This window comes from Amycolatopsis mediterranei (genome assembly GCF_026017845.1).
Lineage (GTDB): Bacteria > Actinomycetota > Actinomycetes > Mycobacteriales > Pseudonocardiaceae > Amycolatopsis > Amycolatopsis mediterranei.
Genome location: NZ_CP100416.1, coordinates 6,046,132 through 6,071,802, shown reverse-complemented (window position 1 = coordinate 6,071,802; position 25,671 = coordinate 6,046,132). Strand labels below are relative to the sequence as shown.

At 70.6% G+C, this 25,671-nt stretch carries 24 protein-coding genes; 12 read left to right on the top strand and 12 right to left on the bottom strand.

Going from position 1 to position 25,671, the window contains the following annotated elements:
• Positions 1 to 104 precede the first annotated feature (104 nt).
• Positions 105 to 1,622 (top strand): CYTH and CHAD domain-containing protein, encoded by a 1,518-nt coding sequence (locus ISP_RS27140; RefSeq protein ID WP_013227038.1) that lies wholly within the window; start codon positions 105 to 107, stop codon positions 1,620 to 1,622.
• 31 nt (positions 1,623 to 1,653) lie between these two features.
• On the opposite strand, the gene ISP_RS27135 is transcribed toward ISP_RS27140, so the two are convergent.
• The 3 genes from ISP_RS27135 to ISP_RS27125 all read right to left on the bottom strand — a co-directional run bounded on the left by ISP_RS27135 (position 1,654) and on the right by ISP_RS27125 (position 3,283).
• Positions 1,654 to 2,445 carry a SigB/SigF/SigG family RNA polymerase sigma factor gene (locus ISP_RS27135; protein ID WP_013227037.1) on the bottom strand — a complete coding sequence of 264 codons (792 nt, stop codon included), beginning with the start codon at positions 2,443 to 2,445 and terminating at the stop codon, positions 1,654 to 1,656.
• Complete coding sequence (locus ISP_RS27130) at positions 2,442 to 2,891, bottom strand: ATP-binding protein (protein WP_013227036.1); 450 nt, start codon at positions 2,889 to 2,891, stop codon at positions 2,442 to 2,444. The genes ISP_RS27135 and ISP_RS27130 overlap by 4 nt, the downstream gene beginning before the upstream one ends.
• A 62-nt stretch (positions 2,892 to 2,953) precedes the next feature.
• Positions 2,954 to 3,283: a hypothetical protein gene (locus tag ISP_RS27125; protein ID WP_013227035.1), complete on the bottom strand. Its 330-nt coding sequence runs from the start codon at positions 3,281 to 3,283 to the stop codon at positions 2,954 to 2,956.
• Between the two features lie 243 nt (positions 3,284 to 3,526).
• Here ISP_RS27125 and ISP_RS27120 point away from each other — a divergent pair, with 243 nt between their 5' ends.
• The gene (locus ISP_RS27120) at positions 3,527 to 4,492 is read left to right on the top strand and encodes a TIGR03557 family F420-dependent LLM class oxidoreductase (RefSeq protein WP_013227034.1); all 966 of its coding nucleotides are present in this window, start codon (positions 3,527 to 3,529) and stop codon (positions 4,490 to 4,492) included.
• 30 nt (positions 4,493 to 4,522) lie between these two features.
• Here the strand turns inward: ISP_RS27120 and ISP_RS27115 are convergent, their stop codons facing one another.
• Positions 4,523 to 4,888, bottom strand: coding sequence for an STAS domain-containing protein (locus ISP_RS27115; RefSeq protein ID WP_013227033.1), 366 nt, complete (start codon positions 4,886 to 4,888; stop codon positions 4,523 to 4,525).
• Between the two features lie 293 nt (positions 4,889 to 5,181).
• Between ISP_RS27115 and ISP_RS27110 the strand changes: the two genes are divergently transcribed.
• A complete protein-coding gene (locus ISP_RS27110; RefSeq protein ID WP_013227032.1) occupies positions 5,182 to 5,910 on the top strand; it encodes a GAF and ANTAR domain-containing protein in 729 nt (242 codons plus the stop codon).
• A gap of 42 nt (positions 5,911 to 5,952) precedes the next feature.
• Here ISP_RS27110 and ISP_RS27105 read toward each other — a convergent pair whose 3' ends face one another.
• On the bottom strand, positions 5,953 to 6,165 hold the full coding sequence (locus tag ISP_RS27105) for a hypothetical protein (protein WP_013227031.1): 213 nt from the start codon (positions 6,163 to 6,165) through the stop codon (positions 5,953 to 5,955).
• A 179-nt stretch (positions 6,166 to 6,344) separates the two neighbouring features.
• Between ISP_RS27105 and ISP_RS27100 the strand changes: the two genes are divergently transcribed.
• Genes ISP_RS27100 through ligD (ISP_RS27085) form a run of 4 tightly spaced genes read left to right on the top strand, consistent with a single transcriptional unit; the run spans position 6,345 to position 9,292 of the window.
• Entirely contained in the window at positions 6,345 to 6,542 is a 198-nt protein-coding gene (locus ISP_RS27100) for a hypothetical protein (protein ID WP_013227030.1), read from the top strand.
• 16 nt (positions 6,543 to 6,558) lie between these two features.
• Positions 6,559 to 7,491, top strand: coding sequence for a non-homologous end joining protein Ku (ku, locus tag ISP_RS27095; RefSeq protein WP_013227029.1), 933 nt, complete (start codon positions 6,559 to 6,561; stop codon positions 7,489 to 7,491).
• The gene (gene ligD / locus ISP_RS27090) at positions 7,488 to 8,432 is read left to right on the top strand and encodes a non-homologous end-joining DNA ligase (protein WP_013227028.1); all 945 of its coding nucleotides are present in this window, start codon (positions 7,488 to 7,490) and stop codon (positions 8,430 to 8,432) included. Before ku ends, ligD (ISP_RS27090) begins: the two co-directional genes overlap by 4 nt.
• Positions 8,429 to 9,292 carry a non-homologous end-joining DNA ligase gene (gene ligD, locus ISP_RS27085; RefSeq protein WP_013227027.1) on the top strand — a complete coding sequence of 288 codons (864 nt, stop codon included), beginning with the start codon at positions 8,429 to 8,431 and terminating at the stop codon, positions 9,290 to 9,292. The genes ligD (ISP_RS27090) and ligD (ISP_RS27085) overlap by 4 nt, the downstream gene beginning before the upstream one ends.
• A gap of 10 nt (positions 9,293 to 9,302) precedes the next feature.
• On the opposite strand, the gene ISP_RS27080 is transcribed toward ligD (ISP_RS27085), so the two are convergent.
• On the bottom strand, positions 9,303 to 9,935 hold the full coding sequence (locus tag ISP_RS27080; protein ID WP_013227026.1) for a UdgX family uracil-DNA binding protein: 633 nt from the start codon (positions 9,933 to 9,935) through the stop codon (positions 9,303 to 9,305).
• Positions 9,936 to 10,026: 91 nt separating this feature from the next.
• Between ISP_RS27080 and ISP_RS27075 the strand changes: the two genes are divergently transcribed.
• Positions 10,027 to 10,443, top strand: coding sequence for a CBS domain-containing protein (locus ISP_RS27075; RefSeq protein ID WP_013227025.1), 417 nt, complete (start codon positions 10,027 to 10,029; stop codon positions 10,441 to 10,443).
• An 84-nt stretch (positions 10,444 to 10,527) separates the two neighbouring features.
• Here ISP_RS27075 and ISP_RS27070 read toward each other — a convergent pair whose 3' ends face one another.
• The 6 genes from ISP_RS27070 to ISP_RS27045 all read right to left on the bottom strand — a co-directional run bounded on the left by ISP_RS27070 (position 10,528) and on the right by ISP_RS27045 (position 17,384).
• Positions 10,528 to 10,830: a DUF3040 domain-containing protein gene (locus ISP_RS27070; protein ID WP_013227024.1), complete on the bottom strand. Its 303-nt coding sequence runs from the start codon at positions 10,828 to 10,830 to the stop codon at positions 10,528 to 10,530.
• Positions 10,831 to 10,894: 64 nt separating this feature from the next.
• Positions 10,895 to 12,661: an IlvD/Edd family dehydratase gene (locus ISP_RS27065; RefSeq protein WP_013227023.1), complete on the bottom strand. Its 1,767-nt coding sequence runs from the start codon at positions 12,659 to 12,661 to the stop codon at positions 10,895 to 10,897.
• A gap of 146 nt (positions 12,662 to 12,807) precedes the next feature.
• Entirely contained in the window at positions 12,808 to 14,220 is a 1,413-nt protein-coding gene (locus ISP_RS27060) for a GH1 family beta-glucosidase (RefSeq protein WP_034286145.1), read from the bottom strand.
• Positions 14,217 to 15,089, bottom strand: a complete 873-nt coding sequence (locus ISP_RS27055; protein WP_013227021.1) for a carbohydrate ABC transporter permease — start codon at positions 15,087 to 15,089, stop codon at positions 14,217 to 14,219. The genes ISP_RS27060 and ISP_RS27055 overlap by 4 nt, the downstream gene beginning before the upstream one ends.
• A complete protein-coding gene (locus ISP_RS27050) occupies positions 15,086 to 16,075 on the bottom strand; it encodes a carbohydrate ABC transporter permease (protein WP_013227020.1) in 990 nt (329 codons plus the stop codon). Before ISP_RS27050 ends, ISP_RS27055 begins: the two co-directional genes overlap by 4 nt.
• 4 nt (positions 16,076 to 16,079) lie before the next feature.
• Entirely contained in the window at positions 16,080 to 17,384 is a 1,305-nt protein-coding gene (locus ISP_RS27045) for an ABC transporter substrate-binding protein (protein ID WP_013227019.1), read from the bottom strand.
• Between the two features lie 249 nt (positions 17,385 to 17,633).
• Between ISP_RS27045 and ISP_RS27040 the strand changes: the two genes are divergently transcribed.
• From ISP_RS27040 to ISP_RS27025, 4 genes are all read left to right on the top strand, one after another.
• Positions 17,634 to 18,629: a LacI family DNA-binding transcriptional regulator gene (locus tag ISP_RS27040; RefSeq protein WP_071831422.1), complete on the top strand. Its 996-nt coding sequence runs from the start codon at positions 17,634 to 17,636 to the stop codon at positions 18,627 to 18,629.
• 511 nt (positions 18,630 to 19,140) lie between these two features.
• Entirely contained in the window at positions 19,141 to 22,059 is a 2,919-nt protein-coding gene (locus tag ISP_RS27035) for a glycoside hydrolase family 48 protein (RefSeq protein WP_013227017.1), read from the top strand.
• A 10-nt stretch (positions 22,060 to 22,069) separates the two neighbouring features.
• Complete coding sequence (locus ISP_RS27030; protein ID WP_013227016.1) at positions 22,070 to 23,599, top strand: cellulase family glycosylhydrolase; 1,530 nt, start codon at positions 22,070 to 22,072, stop codon at positions 23,597 to 23,599.
• Positions 23,600 to 23,633: 34 nt separating this feature from the next.
• A complete protein-coding gene (locus ISP_RS27025; protein WP_176742058.1) occupies positions 23,634 to 25,454 on the top strand; it encodes a glycoside hydrolase family 6 protein in 1,821 nt (606 codons plus the stop codon).
• Positions 25,455 to 25,671 lie beyond the last annotated feature (217 nt).

Sequence of the window (25,671 nt, the reverse complement as noted above, 5' to 3'; positions counted from 1 at the left end):
CGGGTTCGCAGAAGGGGATACCCGCTGCTCCGCCCCCGAATCCCGTGTCGGCCGCGCGCAGCCCGGGTATCCACCGGGTAAACCCGCTTCGAGGAGGACGAACCATGGCAGCGCCGTCACAGGTGACCGAGCGCGAACGCAAGTACGAGATCGTCGCCGGCAGCGGGGTGCCCCGCCTGGTCGGCGTCGGCGGCGTCGAAACCCAGGACGACCCCGTGGAGCACGTCCTGGACGCGTCCTATTACGACACCGAAACGTTCCGGCTGGCCCGCAGCGGCATCACGCTGCGGCGGCGCGTCGGCGGCCCCGACGCCGGCTGGCACCTCAAGCTTCCGGTGTCGGCCGACGAGCGGCAGGAGCTGCAGCTGCCGCTGGGCGGCGACCCGCACAAGGTGCCCGGCCGGCTGCGGCGGCTGGTGCGGGCGTACACGCTGGGGGAGAAGCTGGTGCCGATCGCGCACCTGCGCACCGACCGCTTCGCCCACCGGCTCGCCGACGCTGGCGGCCGCACCATCGCGACCCTCACCGACGACCACGTGACCGGGGAAGCCGGTGGCGCGACCGCGCGGTTCGACGAGTGGCGCGAACTGGAACTCGAACTGGACCCCGCGGCCGAACCGGCGCTGCTCGGGGAGTTCGACCACGCGCTGACCGAGGCCGGTGCCTCGGTTTCGCCGTGGCCGTCGAAACTGCGCCGCCTCGTCGGTGACCGCGTCTCGGCGCCGCCGCGGCCCGGCAAGAAGCCGTCCGCCGGCGACGTCGTGCTGGCGGCTTTGCGCGAGCACTACGGCCGGTTGCGCCGTGCGGACGTCGGGGTGCGGCTGGACGCCGAGGATTCGGTCCACCAGATGCGCGTCGCGATCCGTAAACTGCGAAGCACGTTGCGCACCTTCGGGTCGCTCATCGACGAGAAGGAGACGGCGTCGGTCACGACCGAGCTGCAGTGGCTCGGCCGCGAGTTGTCGCCGGCCAGGGACACCGAGGTGACCGAGGAGCGGCTGCGCGAGCAGCTCGACGAAGTGCCTTCGGAGCTCGTGTTCGGGCCGCTGCGCCAGTTCCTCACCCGCCACTTCGCCCGTGAGGCGGAGGTAGGGCGGGCTCGCGCGCTGGCCGCGCTGACCGGCAAGCGCTACCTGCAGCTGCTGCGCAAGCTGGACACCCTGCTGGAAGAACCACCGCTGACCGCGAAGGCGCGCAAGCCCGCGAAGGCCGGTCTGCGCAAGCCGCTGCGAAAGGCCGCCAAGAAGCTGAGCCGCGCCGAAGCGGCGGCGCGCGGCCTGACGGGCGTCGAGCTGGAGACGGCCCTGCACGACGTGCGCAAGAAGGCCAAGCGGGCCCGCTACGCCGCCGACACCGTGAAGCCGGTGTACGGGAAGAAGCTGGCCAAGTGGCGCAAGAACGTCAAGGCCGTCCAGGGCACGCTGGGCGAGCACCAGGACACCGTGGTCGGCCGGGAAATCCTGCACCACCTCGCCATCGCCGGCCACGGCGAGGGGCAGAACACCTTCACCTTCGGGATGCTCCACGCCCAGGACGCCGGGCGGGCCGCGAAGCTGCGCGAGACGTTCGCGCGGGAGTGGCGCCGGCTGCGGAAGGGCGGGCGCCCGGGCTGGCTGGGTTGAGCCGCCGGGAGGCGGCCGCTCCGGCCGCCTCCTAGCCCTCGCCCGTGAGCTTCCCGCGCAGCTGCTCCAGGGTCTGCGACAGCAGCCGGGAGACGTGCATCTGGGAGATCCCGACGCGGTCGGCGATCTGGGTCTGCGTGAGCCCGCCGAAGAACCGCATCACCAGGATCGCGCGTTCGCGCTTCGGCAGTTCCTGCAGCAGCGGCTGGAGGGCCTCGTGGTTCTCGACCATGGCCATCTCGTGGTCCGGTTCCCCCATGGTGTCGGCCAGCGACAACGCCTCGGCGTCGTCGTGCACCGGCTTGTCGACCGAGAGCGCCTGGTAGGCGTTGCCCGCGAGCAGACCTTCGCGGACCTCGTCGACGTCGAGGTTCAGGTGCTCGGCCAGCTCGGTCGGCGTCGGGGCACGGCCCAGGCGCTGGGAGAGCACCGCCGAGCCCTGGCTCAGCGAAAGGTGCAGCTCCTTGAGCCGCCGGGGCACCCGGACGGACCAGCCGGTGTCGCGGAAGTGCCGGCGGACCTCGCCCATGATGGTCGGCACCGCGAAGGACAGGAAGTCGTGCCCCCGGGCGGGGTCGAACCGGTCGACGGCGTTGATCAGGCCGATCCGCGCCACCTGGACCAGGTCTTCGCGGGGCTCGCCGCGGCCGGAGAACCGGGTCGCGATGTGCTCGGCCAGCGGGAGCAGCTCGGTGACGAGCTTGCTCCGGACGACGTCCCGGCGCGGATCAGCGGTGTCGAGGCTGCCCAGTTCCTGGAACAGCGGTTCGCAGTGGGCGTATTCGTCCGGGCGGTGGAGGAGGGTTTTCCGCTCGCTGCTCACGCGCTCGTTCCCGGGTTGAGCACCAGCTCGATCGTGACGATGCCCGCACCCCCACCGGGCAGCGCGTCGCAGTGCGCGGTCACCGAACGGCTCAGCGTCGTCAGGACGTGCCAGCCGAACGTGCGGTCACTCGGTGGCCGGGGGTCGCTCGATCGGGTTGAAACGATGACGTGCAAGCCGTCGGGGGCCAGCCGGAAGCGACACTGCAGCTGCGAGCCCAATTCCGCCAGCTGGACGAGCTGCGCGCACGCTTCGTCGACGGCCATCTTGGCGTCGGCGATGGCGTCCAGCCCGAAGTCCGCGCGCGAGACCACGCCGTGCGTGAGCATCCTGACCAGCGGAATCTGCTCCGCCATGGCGGGGAGCCGCAGCTCGACGAGTTCGTCGAGCAGCTCGTCGACGCTCTGCTTGCCGCCGAACGAGCTGTCGCTTCGAGGTTCTTCCATACGGGAGGTACTACCCATCCGGTGTAATGCTGACACTTCGTGATCAGGGATTTCGGGTTTCGTCACCGGCCCAGCGCCCGTTCGAGTTCCTTCTTGGTCATCTTCGAGCGGCCGTCGATGTTCTTCTTCTTCGCTTCGTTGTACAGCTGCTCCTTCGTCGGGCCGCCCGGGCCCTTGCGGTTGCCGGACCGCTCGCCGCCGCGCTGCTGCGGCGACTTGTCCTTCAGCGACGTCTTGCTGGCCTGCCGGGACTCACCCGACTGGGCGCGGTTCTTGTTCACCGTGCGGGCCGCGATCTCCGTGGCCCGTTTCGTGCTCGCCCCGCGGTCCTCGGCCGAGTCCTTGATGTGCTCGTACTGGCGCTCTCGCTTGCCGCTCCACGACTGAGGCATGCCGGCTCCCTTCGTCTCGCGCGACGGGTACCCGCTTGATCAGCGGGTAAACGTCCCGGTCCGGGTGGTTACCCACCGCGGTCTACGGGTACGCGGAGAGCTGTGACAACCGGGGCTCCGCCCCGAGCCGGGGGCTCCGCCGCCCGGAACCCCCGAACAGCAGTGACAACCGGGGCTCCGCCCCGGGCCGGGGGCTCCACCACCCGGAACCCCCGAACAGCAGCCGATCGAGAGGAGACGCCGATGCGGATCGGCTACACCTTGATGACCGAGCAGACGGGCCCGGACGACCTGGTCCGGTTCGCCGCCGGTGCGGAACGGGCCGGCTTCGACTTCGAGGTCATGAGCGACCACTACTCGCCCTGGCTGGACGAACAGGGCCACGCGCCCTACGCCTGGGCCGTGCTGGGCGCGGTCACCCAGGTGACCGAGCGCGCCGAGCTGATGACCTACGTGACCTGCCCGACCATGCGCTACCACCCGGCGGTGGTGGCGCAGAAGGCGGCGACCGTGCAGGCGCTCTCCGGCGGCCGGTTCACCCTCGGCCTCGGTGCCGGGGAGAACCTCAACGAGCACGTCATCGGCCGCGGCTGGCCGCCGGCCAACGTGCGGCACGAAATGCTCGCCGAGGCCGTGCAGATCATCGGCGGCCTGTTCGACGGCGGCTACTTTGACTACGAAGGCAAGCACTTCCGCGTCGACTCGGCGAAGCTGTGGGACCTGCCCCGGACGCGGGTGCCGATCGGGGTCGCGGTCTCCGGTTCGCAGTCGGTGCAGCGGTTCGCCCCGGTCGCCGACGTGATGATCGCCGTCGAACCGAAGGTGGAGCTGTCCCAGGAGTGGGACGCGACCAAGCTCGGCGGCGCGCCGAGCCGCAAGGTCGGGCAGCTGCCCGTGTCTTGGGGCACCGACCGCGACGCCGCCGTGAAGCGCGCGCACGAGCAGTTCCGCTGGTTCGCCGGCGGCTGGAAGGTCAACGCCGAGCTGCCGGGGCCGGCGGGCTTCGCCGGGGCGACGCAGTTCGTCCGCGAGGACGACGTCGCCGGCTCGATCCCGTGCGGCCCGGACGCCGAGCCGATCGTCGAGGCGGTGCGGGAGTTCGAGAAGGCGGGCTTCACCGACGTGGCGCTGGTCCAGATCGGCGGTGACCAGCAGGAGGGCTTCCTCGACTTCGCCGAGAAGGAGCTGCTCCCGGCCTTGCGTGGATAGGTATTGCGCGGCTAGCGGCACCAGGCGGGGTCAGGCCGGCGCGGGGGCGGGCCGTCGATCGGCCAGCGCGAGGCGCCGGTCCGCCCCGGTCACCCGCAGGGCCCGCCGCACGACCGCGTTGGCCCCGGTGACCACGAGCAGCCCGGTGCCGCCCTGCCCGGCCTGCAGCGCCGCGTGCAGCAGCACCCGGACGCCGGCCACGCCGAGGAAGTCCACTTCGGACAGGTCGACGACCAGCTGTTCCGGCGTCGCCCACAGGCGGTCGGAGAGCAGCGTGGCCAGGTCGGCCGCGGTCGCGCTGTCGAGTTCGCCGCGCGCGGTCACCAAGACCGCGTGCGGGGCGGGCCACGCGGTGCGCAGCCGGAGGTTGGGGTGCCGGGCCCGGGGAAGGTTCATGTCGTTCGCCGCCGTCCTGATGCGGGCGCGGCCGCAGCGCCGCGCTCCGGTGGTTCGAGCGGCTGCTGGTTGAACCGTACGACCGAGCCTAACCCTGTGCCCACGGCCCGCAACCGTCGTTGCTCCGAACGGGCGGGTGGCGCGCCGCGGCGGTGACCGCTCGTGCCCGGGGCGGGCGGGATGCAGTAATCTCGCGCTGGACCCGTTAAAGCGCTAGCGGCCCACTAGTGGCGCGCGCCCGGGTCCCCCCTGGTTGAGAGCGCCCCATCGGAACGAGGAGGGGCGGCACCAGGATGACGGGCGGCCATGAGCAGCTGACCGCGCGGCTGGACGAAGTCACGCTCGCGATGGAGTCGCTGACCGGGATGCTGGACAGCGAACTCGACCTCGGGCAGATGCTCCAGGCGGTGTGCGACCACGCCGTGCAGGTGGTCCCGGGGGCCGACATGGCGAGCATCACCCTCGTGCGCGAAGGCGTGCCGGAGACGGTGGCCAGCACCGACCAGCGGGCGGTGAACTTCGACCGCGAGCAGTACCGCATCGGGGACGGCCCGTGCCTGCGCGCCGCCGAGACGGGCCAGCCGGTCCGCGTCGGCGTCGGCGCCGTCGGGGATCTGTGGCCGCAGTTCGTCACCTCGGCCGAGCAGCTGGGGGTGGCCAGTTTCCTCGCCGCGCCGCTGACCGTGGACGAGGACATGTCCGGTGCGGTGAACCTCTTCGGGTTCGGCGAGCACGGCTTCAGCGAGCTGGGCACCAAGATCCTCGAGCTGTACACGGCGACGGTGGTCATCGGCCTGCGCAGCGCGCGCCGGTACTTCGCGGCCCGTGAGCTGGTCGACCAGCTCAACCGCGCCCTGGAGACCCGCGCGGTGATCGACCAGGCCAAGGGCATCCTGATGGCGGCACACCGGATCACCGCGGAGGAAGCCTTCCAGCGCCTGGTGAAGCGTTCGCAGGACGGCAACCGGAAGCTCCACGAGGTGGCGGCGGAGTTCGTGGCGGCGGTGGCGACGACGACGTGAGCCGGCCCGTCCCCAGCCGGCCGTGTCCCAGCCGGCCGTGTCTCAGCCGGCCGGGACCTCGTCCGGGGGCGCCTCGGACTCGACGGGTGCCGGTTCGGGGCGGTGCTTGCTGCGCTGGCACGTCGTGCAGACCAGGGTGCGGCCCAGCACCGTGCCGTCGTCGGCGACGACCTGCGCCACGTGCATCGTCGGGAAGCCGCAGATCTCGCAGGGCAGTGAGCCGTCTTCGCGGCTGATGCGGATCTGGGTGCCCATCCGGCCTCCTGGCTGTGACGTGGATCTCACCACCTTGCCGTGTTGGTGGCCGGAACCGGCCGAATTCACTCGTTCGGCCTAGTGAGGACGCTTCTGGGTGGTTCCGCCGGTGCCCGCTGTGTCGCCTGCGGTGATCCTGGGTAACCCGCCCGCGAACGGATTGCCGGAGGGGAGCGAACATGCGAGACAAGCGGAACGACCTGCGGCCGGTGGCGGACCTCCTCGTCGACGGTGGGGACGCGGCGGAGCTGGAGCGCACGCGGCACAAGGCGGCACTGGCCGTGGCCGCGCGGGCCAAGGACCCCGAGGACTGCGCGCGGCTGCTGGACATGCTGGGGCTGCACCGGACCGGCCGGCGCAGCACCGACGTCGCCTGAGGCCGGGGAGGACGACATGGCCCGACCGGTGTGGAGCGGCGCACTGAGCCTGGGGCTGGTCACCGTGCCGGTGGAGCTGTACCCGGCGGTGGCGGACCACACGATCCACTTCCACCAGTTCGAACGCGGCACGGCGGACCGGATCCGCAACCGCCGCGTCAACGAACGGACCGGCGAGGAGGTCACCCAGGGCGAGATCGTCAAGGGCTACGACCTCGGCGGCGGCGACCACGTGCTGGTCGAACCGGACGAACTGGACGAGATCGCGCCCGAGCGGTCGCGCCGGATCGACATCGAGCAGTTCGTCGAGCTCGACGAGATCGACCCGTGGTTCTTCGACAAGACCTACTGGCTCAAGCCGGCGAAGGAGGACTTCGCCAAGGCGTACGGCCTGCTGCTGCAGGCGATGGACCGCAGCGAAAAGGCCGGCGTCGCGAAGTTCGTGCTGCGCGGCAAGGAGTACCTCGCCGCCGTTCGCGCCGGTGAAGGCGTCATGGTGCTCAACACGCTGCACTTCGTCGCCGACCTGCGGAAGCCGAAGGACGTCATGGGCAAGCTGCCGGAGGTGCCGAAACCCCGGCCGAAGGAGCTCGACATGGCGCTGGCGCTGGTCGACGAGATGACCGCTCCCTGGAAACCGGAGGACTACCGCGACGAGTACTCCCAGCGCGTCGAAGAGCTGATCAAGGCCAAGGAAGCCGGCAAAGAGATCGCTCACGAAGAGGAGCCGGAGCCCTCGGCCGACGTGGTGGACCTGTTCGAGGCGCTGTCGCGCAGCGTGAAGAACCGCAAGAGCGGCGGCAAGGAACCCAAGAAGAAGGCGGCGAAGAAACCCGAGCTCGCCGAGCTGTCGAAGTCCGATCTCGACAAGCTGGCCCGGGAACAGGGCGTGAAGGGCCGGTCGAAGATGACGCGCGCCCAGCTGGAGAAGGCGCTGAAGGCGTCGTGACCGGTCCCGGCTGGCGCGAGCCGACCCTGGCCACGCTCACCGACCGCCGGTTCTCCGACGAGGACTGGATCTTCGAGCGCAAGCTGGACGGCGTCCGCGCGATCTGCGTCCGCGACTCCGGAACGCCCACGTTGTACTCGCGCAACCACAAGGTGATGGACAACGCCTACCCGGAGATCGTCGAGGCCCTCGCCGCCCAGGGCGGCCCGCGGTTCGTCGCCGACGGCGAGATCGTCGCGTTCGACGGTGCCAACACCAGCTTCGCCGCGCTCCAGCCCCGGATCCACGTCAGCGACCCGGATCGGGCCCGCGCGACCGGCGTGCGCGTCTACTACTACCTGTTCGACCTGCTGTACCTCGACGACCGGGACACGACCGCGCTGCCGCTGCGGCAGCGGAAGGCGTTGCTGCGGGAGGCGTTCGGCTTCGCGGACCCGCTCCGGCTGTCGGCGCACCGCAACACCGAGGGGGAGAAGTTCTTCGAGGAAGCGTGCCGGCGCGGCTGGGAGGGCGTCATCGCCAAGCGGGCGGACGCGCCGTACCACCACGGGCGGTCACCCGACTGGCTGAAGTTCAAGTGCGCGCAGGGCCAGGAGTTCGTCATCGGCGGCTTCACCGACCCGCAGGGTGCCCGCCACGGCTTCGGCGCGCTCCTGCTGGGCTACCACGATGACGACGGCCTCCGGTACGCGGGCAAGGTCGGTACCGGCTTCGACGAGCGGCTGCTGACGTCGTTGCACGCGCGGCTGCGGGACCGGGAGACGGCGCGGTCGCCGTTCGCCGGGCCGGTCAAGGAACCGGGGGCGCACTGGGTTCGGCCGGAGCTGGTGGCGCAGATCGGCTTCTCCGAGTGGACGCGCGACGGGCGGCTGCGGCACCCGCGGTTCGCCGGGCTGCGCGAGGACAAGAAGGCCGCGGACGTCGTACGGGAGCGCGCGTGAAGACTTCCCACCCGGACAAGGTGTTCTACCCCGAAGACGGGCTCACCAAGGGCGACGTCGTCGAGTACTACCGCGCCGTCGCGGACGTCATGCTGCCGCACCTGCGCGGCCGTCCGCTGACGCTGCGGCGCTTCCCCGACGGTATCGGGAAGCCGGGCTGGTTCCAGAAGCACCCGGGGGAGCACTTCCCGGACTCGATCCGGGTCGAGCGCGTTCCCCGGCGCGGCGGTGGCACCGACGAGTACGTCGTGTGCGAAGACGCCGCGACGCTGGAGTACCTGGCGAACCAGGGGACGGTCGAGTTCCACGTCTGGCTGTCCACAGCAGACGCCCCGGAGCGGCCCGACCGGCTGGTGCTCGACCTCGACCCGCCGGACGGCACGCCGGTCACCGAGTTGCGCACCGTCGCGCGGCGCATCCGCGACCACTACGAGCGGGTCGGCCTGACGGCGTTCGTCCAGGCGACCGGCGGCCGCGGGTTCCACGTCCTCGCGCCGCTGGACGCGAAGTCGGAGACCGACGTGGTGCTGGAGCTCTCGCGCGCCCTCGCCGACCGGGTCGCCGGCGACGACCCGGATCGGCTGACCACGGCCCAGCGCAAGGACCAGCGCGGCGACCGGATCTTCCTGGACGCCAACCGCAACGGGTACGCGCAGACGTTCGTGGCGCCGTACTCGCTGCGCGCCCGCCCGGGTGCGGCGGCCGCGACCCCGCTGGACTGGCGGGAGCTGGGCACCGCGGACCCGGCCGGCTGGTCCCTGGTCAAGGAGAAGCGGCGGCTGGCCCGCAAGGAGGATCCTTGGCGGGACCTGGACGAGCACGCGGGGTCGGCCGAGGCGGCGCTGAAGCAGCTCGGGTGAGGGAGAAGCGTCAGCCGAGCAGCTTCGCCGCGGCCTGCAGATCGGCGACGAAGCTCGCGTAGGCCTCGTCCCGGTCCGGCGCCCGCAGCACGGCCGACGGGTGCACCGTCGCCATCGCCGCAGGCACCAGCCCGGCCAGCTCCTCCGGCGGCTCGAGCGGCTCGCCCCGGTGCGCGGTCAACCGGAACTTCGGGCCCAGCAACGACTGCGCGGCCGTCGCGCCCAGCAGCAGCACCAGCTCCGGGCGCACGGAGCGCAGTTCCGCCAGCAGCCACGGGCGGCACGCGACCACCTCGGTGCGGCCCGGTTTCTGGTGGATCCGGCGCTTCCCGCGTTCGTCGCGCTTGAACTTGAAGTGCTTGACCGCGTTGGTGACGTACAACGACCGCCGGTCGAAGCCGGCTTCTTCGAAGGCGCGGTCCAGCAGCTTCCCGGCGGGCCCCACGAACGGCTCGCCCGCGAGGTCCTCCTTGTCACCCGGCTGTTCGCCGACGACGAGGACCTTCGCCCGGGCCGTGCCTTCGCCGAAGACGGTCTGCGTCGCGTCCTGGTACAGGGGGCAGGCCTGGCAGCCGGACGCCGCCGACCGCAACCGGTCGAGGTCGGTGGTGTCCGGCGGCTCGGCACCGCGGGAATCCGGCATGTGCGCGGAAATTCCCCGTCCGGGGCACGGGTAAACCCGCCCGGCCCGGGTAGCCGGAAGGCGACCCCTCCCGGAGAGAAAGGAGTTCACGATGACCACCGCACGCGACATCATGACGTCGGACGCGACCTGCGCCCGGGAGTCCGACACCGTGCACGACGCCGCGGTCACCATGGCGCGCAAGGGCGTCGGTGCCCTGCCGATCTGCGGCGAGGACAACCGGCTCAAGGGCATGATCACCGACCGCGACATCGTGGTGAAGGTCCTGGCCGAGGGCAAGGACCCCCGCGCGGTCCACGTCGGCGAGCTCGCCCAGGGCGAGGTCGTGACGATCGGCGCGGACGACGACGCCCAGGAGATCCTGCGCACGATGTCCGAGCACCGCGTCCGCCGGCTGCCGGTGATCGACGGGCACGACCTGGTCGGGATCGTCGCCCAGGCCGACGTGGCCAGGGCGCTGTCGAACCCGAGCGCCGGCGAGCTGGTCGAGGCGCTCTCGTACGACTGAGTGACCCCCGACGCGGTACGGCCGCCCCCGGCGCGAGTTCCGGGGGCGGCCGTACTTCGTGAGGTGGATCGGGCCGAGCGCGGCTCAGGACGAGCCGGCCGTCGCACCGTCCTCGGTGGACTCACGGGCCGATTCGGCGCGGGCGATGTGCCAGGCCACCAGCGCGCCGGCGCTCACCGTGCCCCAGAGCACGAGCGCGGCGTCGCGGGCGAACAGCCCGACGAGCAGCATCACCACCGCCGTGACGTCGCAGAGCACCAGCAGCAGGCTCCAGCGCCGGGGCGAGCGCAGCTTGCGGCCGCTGAAGGCGGCGGCGAACGCGGGATCACTCGCGCGCAGCTCGGCCTCGATCTCGCGTAGGGCGTGGCGTTCTCGATCCGGGAGCATGGGGGCCTCCTCGCCTCGGCTACCGCAGGGGATACCCGTTTTCCGCGGGGGCGAAGCACCGGAATCAGTGGTTGTCGCGGGGAATTCCCTTCGTTGCCGCGATGCGCTGGTACGCCACGGCGGGGCGCAGCACCATGCCGTCGCACAGCTGGTCGGTCATCGACCGCTGGATCTCCTGCCACGGCGTCTGCGACTCCGGGACCGGGTAGCCGCCGGCCTCGGCCAGCGCCCGGTGGCGCTGCGCGAGTTCGTCGTCGGAGATGAGGACGTCCGCGGTGCCGGCCCCGAGGTCGATCCGGACCCGGTCCCCGGTCCGCAGCACGGCGAGGCCGCCGCCGGCGGCGGCTTCGGGGGAGGCGTTGAGGATCGACGGCGAGCCGGAGGTGCCCGACTGGCGGCCGTCGCCGAGGCAGGGTAGCTCGTGCACGCCCCGCTTGATCAGCTCCGCGGGCGGGCGCATGTTGACGACCTCGGCCGACCCCGGGTAGCCGAGCGGGCCGGTGCCGCGCATCACCAGCAGCGAGTGCTCGTCGACGCCGAGGTCCGGTTCGTCGATGCGGGCGTGGTAGTCCTCGGGGCCGTCGAAGACGACGGCGGTGCCTTCGTAGACGCCCCCGGCCAGGTACCGGCGCCGGAACTCCGGCGAGATGACGCCGGCCTTCATGATCGCCGCGTCGAAGAGGTTGCCCTTCAGCACCAGGAACCCGGCGTCGGGGGTGAGGGCGGTGTCGAAGGTCCGGATGACGTCCCGGTCGCCGGCTTCGGCGTCGCGGCAGTTGTCGCCGAGGGTGCGGCCGTTGACGGTGGGTGCGTCCTCGTGGATCAGCCCGTGGCGCATCAGCTCGTGCACCACGGCCGGGACGCCGCCCGCGCGGTGGAACTCCTCGCCGAGGTACTTGCCGGCGGGCTGCAGGTCGACCAGCAGCGGGACGGCGTGGCCGAGCCGCTGCCAGTCGTCGAGGTGCAGGTCGACGCCGATGTGCCGGGCGATCGCGCCGAGGTGGATGGGCGCGTTGGTCGAGCCGCCGATCGCGGAGCTCACCACGATGGCGTTCTCGAACGCCTCGCGCGTCAAAATGTCCGACGGCTTGAGGTCCTCGCGGACCAGCTCGACGATCCGCAGCCCGGTCCGGTAGGCCATCCGCGCCCGGTCGCGGTGCGGGGCCGGGATGGCCGCGCAGCCGGGCAGGCTCATCCCGAGGGTCTCGGCGAGCGCGTTCATCGTGGACGCCGTGCCCATCGTGTTGCAGTGCCCCGGTGACGGCGCGGACGACGCGACGAGCTCCATGAACCCGGCGTCGTCGATCTCGCCGGCGGCGAGCAGCTCCCGCGCCTTCCAGATGATCGTGCCGGAGCCGGTGCGCTCGCCGTTGAACCAGCCGTTGAGCATCGGGCCGCCGGACAGCACGATCGCCGGGAGGTCGACGGTCGCGGCGGCCATCAGGCACGCCGGGGTGGTCTTGTCGCAGCCGGTGGTGAGCACGACGCCGTCGATGGGGTAGCCGTAGAGCGTCTCGACCAGGCCGAGGTAGGCGAGGTTCCGGTCGAGAGCGGCGGTGGGGCGCTTGCCGGTCTCCTGGATCGGGTGCACCGGGAACTCGATCGCGATCCCGCCCGCCTCGCGGATGCCCTCCCGCGTCCGGTCGGCCAGCTGCAGGTGGTGGCGGTTGCAGGGGGTGAGGTCGGAGCCGGTCTGCGCGATGCCGATCACCGGCTTGCCGGACTGCAGCTCCTCCCGGGTGATGCCCCAGTTCATGTACCGCTCGAGGTAGAGGGCGGTCATCCCGGGGTCGGCGGGGTTGTCGAACCAAGCTTCGCTGCGCAGTCCCATACCGGTCAGTCTGGCAACGGGCCCGGCGGAATGCACGCCCCGAAGCGCAGTGAATGACTCATTCCTGGCGTCCGACGTCAGGAATGAGTCATTCACTGCATGCGAGCCGTGGCGGACACCCGCGCCGGTGTCCGCCACGGACCCCCTCAGCCGAGCCCGTTGAGGCCGATCACCCGGGAGTACCAGTGGGCACTCCGCTTCGGCGTCCGCCGCTGCGTCGCGTAATCGACGTGGACCAGGCCGAACCGCTTCGCGTACCCCTCGGCCCACTCGAAGTTGTCCAGCAGCGACCAGTAGAAGTACCCGCGCAGGTCGACGCCGGCCTGGATGGCGTCGTGCGCCGCCCGCAGGTGGGAGTCGAGGAACGCCACGCGGTCGGTGTCGACGATGTCACCGCCGTCGGAGATGACGTCGGGGTAGGCCGCGCCGTTCTCCGTGATGTACAGCGGCACGGGCCGGTAGCCGCGGTGCACCTGCAGCAGCGACTCGGTCAGCCCGGCCGGCTGGACCTCCCAGCCGGAGTCGGTGCGGGGCGCCGCCGGGTCCGGGACGAAGTGCACGTCGGCGGCACCGACCCACTCGGGACCCGCCGGCTCGCTGCCCGGCACCGGACGGCCCGCGACGCGGTAGTCGCGGTAGTAGTTCACGCCCAGCCAGTCGACGTGCGCGGCGATGACCGCGGCGTCGTCGTCGCGCACGACCGAGCCGAGCCCGAACGGCTCGAGGTCGGCGACCAGGTCGTCCGGGTAGCCGCCGCGCAGCACCGGGTCGAGGAACAACCGGTTCTGCAGGCCGTCGATCCGCCGGGCCGCGGCGACGTCGGCGACGTTCGCCGGGTCGTGCGGAACGACCGGGTACAGGTTCAGCGTGATGCCGGCCGGGGTGTCCGGGGCGTGCTGCCGGATGATGTCCATCGCCAGGCCGTGGCCCAGCAGCAGGTGGTGCGTGGCGGCCACGGCCGCCGGGTGGTCGGCGCGGCCGGGCGCGTGGATGCCGCCCGCGTACCCGAGCATCGCCGCGCACCACGGCTCGTTGAGCGTCGACCAACTGGCGACCCGGTCGCCCAGCCGCTCCAGCACGGTCTCGGCGTACTCGGCGAACCGGTAGGCGGTGTCCCGGTTGGTCCAGCCGCCCTTCTCCTCCAGCGCCTGCGGCAGGTCCCAGTGGTACAGCGTCGCCCACGGCTGGATCCCGGACTCGAGCAGGCAGTCGACCAGCCGGTCGTAGAAGCCGAGCCCGGCGGTGTTCGCCTCGCCGCCGTCCGGCCGCACCCGCGGCCACGCCAGCGAGAAGCGGTAGGCGCCGAGGTTGAGGCGGCGCATCAGGCCGACGTCCTCGGAGTACCGGCGGTAGTGGTCGGCCGCCGGTTCGCCGTTGTCGCCGCCCCGGACCGCACCCGGGCGGCGGGCGAAGACGTCCCAGACCGAGTCGGTGCGCCCATCGGCCGTCGTGGCCCCTTCGACCTGGAACGCCGCGGTGGCGGCGCCCCAGACGAAGCCAGGCGGGAACATCAACGCGGTCTCCGCCCGAACGCTGTCGGGATGTACGGACATGTTCACCCTTTCACGGCACCTTGCATGATCCCGGCCACGATCTGGCGGCCGAGGAGGACGAAGACGATGAGGATGGGGATCGTGGCCAGGGTCGTGCCGGCCAGGACGAGCGAATAGTCGACGTAGTAGCCGCTCTGCAGCTTTTCCAGGGCCACCTGGACCGTGGGGTTGCCGGCGTCCAGCACGACGAGTGGCCACAGGAAGTCGTTCCACGACATCATGAACGTGAACATCGCGAGGATCGCCGCGGCCGGGCGCACCGCGGGCATGCAGACGTTCCAGAAGATCCGGATCATGCTGCAGCCGTCGACGCGCGCGGCCTCGATGAGCTCGTACGGCAGAGCGTCCACTGTGTACTGCCGCATCCAGAACACGCCGAACGCGGTGACCAGGTTGGGCACGATCACCGCCGTCAGGTGGCCCGCCCAGCCCAGTTCCGACATCGCGATGAACAGCGGGATGATGCCCAGCTGGGTGGGCACCGCGAGCGTCACGACGATGAACACGAACAGCTTGTTGTTCCCCCGGAACCGCAGTTTCGCGAAGGCGAACCCGGCCAGCGAGGAGAACAGCACCGTGGTCAGCGTGACCGTCCCGGATACGATGACGCTGTTCGCCAGCGCCTTCCAGAACGGCACGGTGTCGAAGACCCGGGCGGCGTTGGCGAAGAAATTCCCGCCGGGCAGGAACGACGGGATGCGCTCGCTGAGCATCGCGTTGTCCCGGCTGGCCACCAGGAACGACCAGTAGAACGGGAACAGCGAGCCGAGCACGAAGATCGCGAGCACGACATAGGTCGCCTTGCGCGGCTTGCCGAGCGAGGCGACGGTCTTGCGGAGCCCCGTTTTTCGGATGTCACTGCGCAGTGTCGTCATTTCTTCTTCACCGCCGGGGTACGGGCGATCCGGCCAGTGAGGAAGAAGTTCACCAGCGCGATGAGGATGATGATCAGGAACAGCACCCAGGCGATCGCCGAGGCGTAGCCGAGGCTGGCGTTCTGGAACGCCGTCTGGTACAGGTACAGCGTCACGGTCTGGAACTGGTTGGTGGAACCGCCGTTGTTCGACCCCGGCATCGCGTCGAACAGCTTGGGCTCGGTGAAGATCTGCAGGCCGCCGATCGTCGAGGTGATGATGACGAAGATCAGCGTCGGTTTGAGCAGGGGCAGCGTGACGTTGAAGAACCGGCGCCACGTGCCCGCGCCGTCGATCAGCGCCGCCTCGTGGAGTTCCTTGGGGATGGCCTGCATGGCCGCCAGCACGATCAGGGCGTTGTAGCCGGTCCAGCGCCAGTTGACCATGATCGCGATCGCGACGTGGCTGCCGAACCGGTTGGCCTGCCAGTCGATCGGATCCAGGCCGATGGTCTGCAGCACGCCGTTGACCAGCCCGTACTTCGGGCCGAACAGGTTGGCGAAGATGATGCCGATGGCCACGAGGCTGGCCGCGTACGGCAGCAGGATGCCGACCCGCCAGCCGGTCGCGCCGCGCAGCCGGGCACCGAGCAGCGCCGCCAGCAGCACCGCGAAGACGAGCTGCGGGACGCTGGAGAGCAGGAAGATGCTGATCGTGTTGACCAGCGCGTTCCAGAACTGGCTGTCGGCGAACAGCTCCTTGTAGTTGTCGAGGCCGATGAAGTCCGGGTCGTCGTCCCCGGCCTTCCACTTGAACGTCGACACGTACGCCGTGTAGAGCAGCGGGAACAGCCCGACGATCCCGAAGACGATGAAGAACGGCGCGATGTAGAGGTACGGCGAGACCTTGACGTCCCACCGGCTCAACCGGTGACGGAAGGTGGGCCGGGGAGACACCCGCTCCCCGGCCTTACTCCCTTCTGGCGCGACCTTGTCGAGGACGGTCATCGGTTCAGCGCGTGATCTTCTTCGCGGCTTCGACGAGCTGGTTCCAGCCGTCCGCGGCCGACTTGCCCTGTTCGACCGCCTGCAGGGCCGGCTGTGTGGCGTTCTCCTGGATCTGGCCGTCACCGGGACCCTTGTACTGCGGCTTCTGCACCTTCTTGGCCTGCTCGGCGAACAGCTCCCCGACCTTCGTGTCGCCGAAGTAGGGGTTGGTGTAGCTCAGCAGTGCCGGGTCGGTGAGCGCCTTGACCTGGCTCGGGAAGTTGCCCTTCGCCTGGAACGCCTTGATCTGCTGCTCCGGTGCGGTCAGCCAGGCGGCCAGCTCGGCGGCCTCGCGCGGGTGCTTCGACTGCGTCGGCACGGTGAGGAACGAGCCGCCCCAGTTGCCGCCGCCGCCGGGGAAGGCCGCGGTGACGGCCCACTTGCCGGCGTTCTCCGGGCCCGCGTGCTCCTTGATCACGCCGAGCATCCAGGCGGGGCACACCTTCGTGGCGAACGCGCCCTGCGCGAAGCCGGTGTTCCACTCGTTGCTGAACGCGGTGAGCTTGGCCGACTCGCCCTTGGCGACCGCGTCGGTGACCTTGGCCCAGGCGTCCTTGATGCCCTGGTTCTTCTCGACGGCCAGCTTGTCGTCGGTGCCGATGTAGCCCTCGGGGAGCTGGTTGACCATGGCGTTGAAGTTCTGCGAGGCCGAGTCGAACCACGCCTTGCCGTTGCTCTTCTTCACGAAGTCCGCGCCGGCGGCGAAGTAGCTGTCCCAGGTGGCGAACAGCGGCTTGACCGCTTCGGGGTCGTCCGGGAGGCCGGCGGCCTTGAACATGTCCTTGCGGTAGCACATGGCGAGCGGGCCGATGTCGGTGCCGTAGCCGATGAGCTTGCCGTCCTTGGTCTTGGCGGCTTCGTACTTCCAGTTCAGCCAGCGGTCGGGAGAGGCGTCGGCCGGACCGATCTTGCTCAGGTCGTTGAACTTCGAACCCTTGTCGAGAAAGTCCGACAGGTGGCCCTCTTCGAGGGCCGTCACGTCGGCGAGACCGGAGCCGGCGGCCAGCTTGGTGACGAGTTCTTCGTGGTAGGGGCCGCCCTGGCCGGTCTTGTGGTGGGTGATCTTGATGTTGGGGTGCAGCCGCTCGTATTCCGGGATGAGGTCCTCGTAGCCGAACTCGGTGAACGTCGCCAGCGTGAGGTCGACGTGCTCGTTCGGGTTCGCCGCGGCCGGAGGCTGCTGTTCACCGCCCCCGCTGCAGGCCGAGGCGCCGAGCGCCGTCATCGTGATGCCCAGTGCCAGGACCAGGCCGTTCCGGATCGTTCTCACGTGTCCAACCACCTTGTTGACGGGAATGAGCGCTCTCACTGCTGGGAGCCGATCTGGGAGCGCTCCCAGGTGTGGCAGAGTCTGCTGGGGCCCTTCACCGGTGTCAAGAGGTCGTAACCGGAGTGTTTCCTGCGAGGAGCGCTCCCGGACATTGCCCAGCGTGACCGTTAAGCTGTCGAGGTCCGGGTGGTTGTGGTGAGCGAGGGCGGTGCCGTGGGGCCTCGAGCAGGGGATGAAGAACGGCCGACACTGGAGGACGTCGCGGCGTTCGCCGGCGTGTCGCGGTCGACGGCGTCACGCGCGTTGAACGACGACGCGTACGTCAGTGCGGCGGCGCGGGAGAAGGTGCTGGCCGCGGCCCGTGACCTGGGCTACTCCCCGAACCAGGCGGCGCGGTCGCTGGTCACGCGCCGCACCGGGGCGGTCGCGGTGGTGCTGTCGGAGCCGGAGGCCCGGCTGCTCGACGACCCGTACCGCACCGCGGTCATGCGGGCCGGCTACCGGGAGCTCGCCGACGTCGGCCGCCAGATGGTGCTGATCTTCAGCGACACCCGCGAAGACCTGAGCAAGACCGTCCGGTTCCTGGAGGGCGGCCACGTCGACGGCGCGCTGGTGTTCGCGCCGCACCGGGCCGACCCGCTGCCCAAGGCGCTGCGGCTGCTGCGGATCCCGGTCGTGTTCGGCGGGCAGGCGGCCGGCATCCGGCGCGGCGTGCACGTCGTCGACTTCGACAACGAGGGCGGCGCCCGGCTGGCGGTCGAGCACCTGGTCGCGGCCGGGCGGCGGCGGATCGCCACGATCGCCGGTCCGCAGGACCAGAGCGCCCCGATCGACCGCCTCGCCGGCTGGCGCAAGACCCTGCTCGACGCCGGGCTCGACCCCGCCGACCTGGCCGAAGAGGCCGACTTCACGCTGGCCGGCGGAGCGAACGCGATGTCCTCGCTGCTGGCCAGGCACGCGGACCTGGACGCGGTGTTCGTCGCCAGCGACATGATGGCGGTGGGTGCGCTGCGGACGCTGGACGCGGCCGGCCGCCGCATCCCGGACGACGTCGCGGTGGTCAGCTTCGACGACAACGCGACCCTAGCCCCGGCCATGGACCCGCCCCTGACGTCGGTCCACCAGGACCCCCGCGAGCAGGTCCACGCGATGGTCGAGACCCTGATGCGGCTGCTCGACGACCAGAACCTCAAACCGCGCCAGCACATCCTCCCGGTCTCCCTGGCGGTCCGCGCCTCGAGCTGACCCGACCCGCGCGTCGACCTCCCGATCACGCGTGTCGACCCTCTGATCACGCGTGTCGACCGTCTGATCACGCGTGTCGGCTCTCCGATCACGTCAGCCGACCCTCGGCGGCACCCCCTCGGCGTGTCTGGAGGGTCGACACGCGTGTCTGGAGGGTCGACACGCGTGTTTCACGGGTCGACACGCGTGGTGTGAAAACCCGCTCGGCGTCCGTGGCTCGATGGGTGGGAACGTTCCGGCCCGAGATGCACGCCTTTGGCGCTAAACAGTGTTTTCTCGACACTGAGTGCGACCGGGTGACTAGGCCGAACGGGTGGCTGTACAACGATCGGGTACGGCTGTTCAGGAGTGTTCAGTGCGCCGGTGTTCGCCGGGTGCGCAGGTGTGACACCCGGGACCGCGGTGTCCTTCTGACTCGATTCTTTACATCCAGGTTTCCGGCTGGCTACCGTCTGCGCCTGGAAGCGCTCCCAGATCGCTGGCTCCCTACGGACAAAGGAGTTCCGCAGCCATGCGTTCCTCTCCCCGAAAGCGCGCGCGTGCGCTGGCACTGGCCTCGGCCGTGCTGGCGGTCACGGGCGCGGTGGTCGCCCCACCTCCGGCGCTCGGCGCCGACATCGCCTGTTCCGTCACCTACACCACCAACGACTGGGACACCGGGTTCACCGCCAACGTCTCGCTGCGCAACGACGGGGCGCCGCTCGACAGCTGGAAGGTCGGCTGGACGTTCCTCGATGGCCAGAAGGTCCAGCAGGGCTGGAGCGCGACGTTCGCCCAGACCGGCGCCGCGGTCACCGCGACGAACCTGTCCTACAACGGCCACCTCGGCACCGGGGCGAGCACGTCGTTCGGGTTCAACGGCTCGAAGGGCTCGGCCAACCGGCCGCCGACGGACTTCTCGGTGAACGGCAGCGCGTGCACCGGGGCCAACAAGGCGCCCACCGTCAGCCTGACCGCGCCGAGTTCAAGCGGCACCTACTACGCCCCGGCGACGATCCCGCTGGCCGCGACGGCCGCCGACAGCGACGGCACGGTGAGCAAGGTCGAGTTCTACGCCGGCGACACGCTGCTGGCCACCGACACGGCCGCGCCGTTCGAAGGCAGCTGGGGCAACGTCCCCGCCGGAACCTACTCGATCACGGCGAAGGCCTACGACGACAAGAACGCGTCGACGACGTCCAGCCCGGTCAGCGTGAAGGTCCTCTCCGGGCCGACGATCGTCGCCACGCCGGCGACCGCGCAGGTCAAGCAGGGCGGGAAGACGACGTTCGCGGTGTCGCTCGCCGGTGCCCCGACGGCGCCGGTCACCGTCGCCGTCGCACGGACGGCGGGCAGCACGGACCTGACGGCCGACCCGGCGAGCCTGACGTTCACCACGGCGAACTGGAACGCGCCGCAGAACGTCACGGTCAGCAGCGCCGACAACGGAGGAGCGCTGGGCAGCGCGACCTTCACCGCGAGCAGCAGCGGCTACACCGCGGCCACGGTGACGGTGAACGAGATCTCGTCGTCCACTTCGGACTACCAGCTCGCGTTCCTCACGCAGTACAACAAGATCAAGGACCCGAACAACGGCTACTTCCGCAAGTTCGGGAACATCCTGGTGCCTTATCACTCGATCGAGACGCTGATCGTCGAGGCGCCGGACTACGGGCACGAGACGACGTCGGAGGCGTTCAGCTACTACCTGTGGCTGGAGGCGTCCTACGGCCGGGTGACCGGTGACTGGGCCCCGTTCAACCAGGCGTGGACCTCGATCGAGACGTACGCGATCCCGTCCGCGGCGGACCAGCCGGGCAACTCGGGCTACAACGCGAGCAAGCCGGCGACCTACGCGGCGGAGTACCCGAGCCCGAAGTCCTACCCGTCGCAGCTGCAGAGCGGCGTCTCGGTCGGCAGCGACCCGATCGCGGCGGAGCTGAAGGCGGCCTACGGTTCGCCGGACGTCTACGGCATGCACTGGCTGCTGGACGTGGACAACATCTACAAGTTCGGCCACTGCGAGGACGGCACCAACACCGCGCCGGCGTTCATCAACACCTTCCAGCGCGGCTCGCAGGAATCGGTCTGGGAGACGGTCACCCAGCCCAGCTGCGACGTGCTGAAGTTCGGCGGCAAGAACGGCTACCTCGACCTGTTCACCGGCGACTCCTCCTACGCCAAGCAGTGGAAGTACACCGACGCGCCGGACGCGGACGCCCGCGTGGTGCAGGTGGCCTACCAGGCCGAGAAGTGGGCCCAGGCGCAGGGCAAGAGCGCCGATGTCGCGGCCGTGCTGAAGAAGGCGTCGAAGATGGGCGACTACCTCCGGTACTCGCTGTTCGACAAGTACTTCAAGAAGATCGGCAACTGCGTCGGCGCGTCGAGCTGCCCGGCCGGCACCGGCAAGGACAGCGAGCACTACCTGATCTCGTGGTACTACGCCTGGGGCGGGTCGATGGACTCCTCCAGCGCCTGGGCGTGGCGGATCGGGGACGGCGCGGCGCACCAGGGTTACCAGAACCCCCTGGCCGCTTATGCGTTGTCGGCGGATCCGGGCCTGAAGGTCACTTCGGCGACCGGCGCGACCGACTGGGCGACCAGCCTCGGCCGGCAGATGGAGTTCCTGCAGTGGCTGCAGTCGTCCGAAGGCGGTCTCGCCGGCGGTGCGACCAACAGCTGGGACGGCCAGTACGGCACGCCGCCCGCGGGCACGCCGACCTTCTACGGGATGTACTACGACTGGCAGCCGGTCTGGCACGACCCGCCGAGCAACCAGTGGTTCGGCTTCCAGACCTGGGGCATGGAACGGATCGCCGAGTACTACCAGGCGACCGGCGACGCCCGGGCGAAGAAGATCCTCGACAAGTGGGTGCCCTGGGCGATCGCGAACACCACGGTCGGCGCCGGCGGGAGCTTCCAGATCCCGTCCGACCTGACCTGGAGCGGCGCGCCGGACACCTGGAGCGCCACCAGCCCCGGCTCGAACACCGGCCTGCACGTCGCGGTGAAGAACTACAGCCAGGACGTCGGGGTCGCGGCCTCGCTCGCCAAGACGCTGCTCTACTACGCGTCCGGGTCGAGCAACGCCCAGGCCAAGACGGTCGGGGAGCAGCTGCTGACCGCCCTGTCGGCCAACGCGGACACCAAGGGCATCGCGGTGCCGGAGACCCGGTCGGACTACGACCGGTTCGACGACAAGTACAACGCCACCACGGACCAGGGGCTCTACGTGCCTTCGGGCTGGACGGGCACGATGCCGAACGGCGACCCGATCAACGCGAACTCCACGTTCCTGTCGATCCGGTCGTTCTACAAGAGCGACCCGCAGTGGCCGAAGGTCCAGTCCTACCTGGACGGCGGGGCTGCGCCGACGTTCACCTACCACCGGTTCTGGGCGCAGTCGGAGATCGCCACGGCGTTCGCCGCGCACGTCGCCCTGTTCGGCTGAGAGGCATCACATGAAGCGACTGCTCTCGCTGGTGGTCGCCGCACTGGTCGGGGGCGCCGTTCTCACGGCGTCCCCGGCCGCCGCGGCCCCGGGCACCACCGCGGCGGCCGGCACCGGGACCGGGTTCTGGCACGCCGCCGGCTCCCAGCTGGTCGACGCGACCGGCACGCCGGTCCGGATGACCGGGATCAACTGGTTCGGCGCCGAGACCGGCAACTACTCGCCGCACGGGCTGTGGAGCCGCAATTACAAGGACATGCTCGACCAGATGGCCGGGCTCGGGTACAACACGCTGCGGCTGCCGTACTCGAACCAGCTGTTCGACGCCGGGTCCAAGCCGGTCAGCATCGACGCCGTGCAGAACCCGGACCTGCAGGGCCTGTCCGGCCTGCAGGTGCTCGACAAGATCGTCGCCTACGCCGGTGTCAAGGGCATGCGCGTGCTGCTGGACCGGCACCGGCCGGACTCCGGCGCGCAGTCCCCGCTCTGGTACACCAGCGCGTACTCCGAAAGCCGCTGGATCTCCGACTGGACGATGCTGGCCCAGCACTACAAGGGCAACCCGACGGTGATCGGCGCGGACCTGCACAACGAGCCGCACTCGATCCAGGGTGGCGGCGGGGCCTGCTGGGGCTGCGGCGACACCGCGACCGACTGGCGGCTCGCCGCCGAACGGGCCGGCAACGCGGTGCTCGCGGCGAACCCGGACTGGCTGATCGTCGTCGAAGGCGTCGACTGCGTCAGCGGCACCGGCGACCCGCAGTGCGGCTGGTGGGGCGGCAACCTCTCCGGAGCCCGGCAGTTCCCGGTGCGACTGTCCAAACCGGACAAACTGGTGTACTCGGCGCACGAGTACGCGACGTCGGTGTTCGCCCAGACCTGGTTCTCCGACCCGGCGTTCCCGGCGAACCTGCCCGCGCTGTGGGACCACTTCTTCGGCTACCTGCAGAAGCAGAACATCGCACCGGTGCTGCTCGGCGAGTTCGGCAGCACGCTCGCCGACCCGCGCGACAAGGTCTGGCTGCAGGAGCTGATGAAGTACGCGGGCAGCGGCCCGTCCGGGATGAGCTTCACGTACTGGTCGTGGAACCCGAACTCGGGGGACACCGGCGGCATCCTCAACGACGACTGGACCACGGTCAACCAGACCAAGCAGGCGATCCTGCAGCCCTACCTGATCCCGCCGGTGGGTTCGGGCGGCGGCACGACCGACCCGCCGCCCGCGGCGAGCTGCGCGGTCACCTACCACGTCGACAACACCTGGCAAGGCGGCTTCATCGCCACGGTGACGTTGAAGAACACCGGCAGCTCGGCGCTGAAGAACTGGGCGCTCGGCTGGACCGTGCCGTCCGGGACGCAGATCACCGGCGGCTGGAACGCGACCGTCACGCAGACCGGGCAGCAGGCGAGCGCCAAGGCGCCCACCTGGGCGCCCGACCTGGCCGGCGGGGCCACCGCGGCGATCGGCATCCAGGCAACCGGCGCCTCGACCGGCTCGCCCGGCGGCTTCGCCGTCGGCGCGACCGCCTGCACCACCTGACCCACCCACCGAAGAAGACAAAGGAGCGCACTCGATGAGGAGTGAATTCTGGTCCCCGAAGAGGAAGTCACGGTTCGCCGTGGCGTCCTCGGTGACGGCGGCGGCCGTCACCGCCGGATTGCTGGTGGCCGGGGGCAGTCCGGCGGGCGCCGCCACGGGCTGCAAGGTCACCTACACGGTCAACCAGTGGGACACCGGCTTCACCGCCAACGTCGCCGTGACCAACCTGGGTGACGCCGTCTCGTCCTGGAACGTCGAATGGGACTTCGGCGGCAACCAGCAGGTGCAGCAGGGCTGGAGCGCCACGTTCAGCCAGAGCGGCAAGCACGTGAGCGCGAAGAACCCGTCGTGGGGCGGGTCGCTCGGCTCGAACGCCACGGCCAACTTCGGCTTCAACGGCTCGTTCTCGGGCACGAACGACATCCCGACGTCGTTCTCGCTCAACGGCGCCCACTGCGACGGCACGCCGGCGACCACGACCCCGACGACGCCGACCCAGACGACCACCACCCCGACGACCACGCCGACGACGACCACCACGACCCCGACGACGGTCACCACGACGCCCCAGCCCGGGACCCACGTGGAGAACCCGTACGCCGGGGCCAAGGGGTACGTGAACCCGGACTGGTCCGGCGAGGTGAGCGCGGCGGCCGCGGCCAAGGGCGGCACGCTCGGCGCCCAGATGGCCAAGGTGGCCAACACCTCGACCGCGGTCTGGCTGGACCGGATCGCCGCGATCGCGGGTACGACGGACTCGCGCGGCCTGCGCGGGCACCTCGACGCGGCGCTGGCCCAGGCGAGCGGCGGCACGCCGGTGACCATCCAGATCGTCGTCTACGACCTGCCGAACCGCGACTGCGCGGCGCTGGCGTCCAACGGTGAGCTGAAGGCCGCCGAGAACGGCCTGGCCCGGTACAAGTCGGAGTACATCGACCCGATCGCGTCGATCATGGCCGACCCGAAGTACGCGCCGCTGCGGATCGTGGCGGTCGTCGAGCCGGACTCGCTGCCCAACCTCATCACGAACACCTCGATGGCGACGTGCGCGGAAGCGCAGTCCAGCGGGGTGTACACGCAGGGCATCCAGTACGCGCTGAACAAGCTGCACGCGATTTCCAACGTCTACAACTACCTGGACATCGCGCACTCGGCGTGGCTCGGCTGGGACAGCAACTTCCAGCCGTTCGTCAACCTGGTCAAGCAGGTGCTGCAGGGCACGACGGCCGGGGTGAACAGCATCGACGGCTTCATCAGCGACACGGCGAACTACACGCCGCTGACCGAGCCGAACCTGCCCGACCCGAACCTGAACGTCGGCGGGCAGCCGCTGAAGTCGGCGACGTTCTACCAGTGGAACCCGTACTTCGCCGAGGTTCCCTTCGCCACGGCGATGTACAACGCGTTCGTTTCCGCGGGCCTGCCCAGCGGGATCGGCATGCTGATCGACACCTCGCGCAACGGCTGGGGCGGCGCGGCCCGGCCCACCGGGGCCTCGGGGTCCACTGTGGACAGCTACGTCAACTCGGGCCGGATCGACCGGCGGCTGCACCGCGGCAACTGGTGCAACCAGAGCGGGGCGGGTCTGGGCATCCGGCCGACGGCCTCGCCGGCGGCGCACTTCGACGCCTACGTCTGGATCAAGCCGCCGGGTGAGTCCGACGGCGCGAGCACGCAGATCCCGAACGACGAAGGCAAGGGCGCGGACCCGATGTGCGACCCGACCTTCCACGGGAGCCAGCAGGCCAACGGCGGCAACCTGACCGGTGCGCTGCCGAACGCCCCGCTGTCCGGCAAGTGGTTCGAGACCCAGTTCGAGCAGCTGGTCCAGAACGCCTACCCGGCGGTGCAGTAAGACCCCGGGCCGGGCGGTGCCGCGCAGCCGCCGCCCGGCCCGGCCTCCACCACGGCGGCCGCGGCCTGTCCCGCCAGGTCCGCCGCCTTGGTCCCGCGGGGGGGCCCCCGGGGGGGGGGCGGGGGCCCCGGGGGGCGGCCCCCGGGGGGGCCCGGCCGGGCGCCCCCCCCCCCCCCCCCCCCCGGGCGCCCCCGGGCCGGGTGGCGCCGGGGGGGAC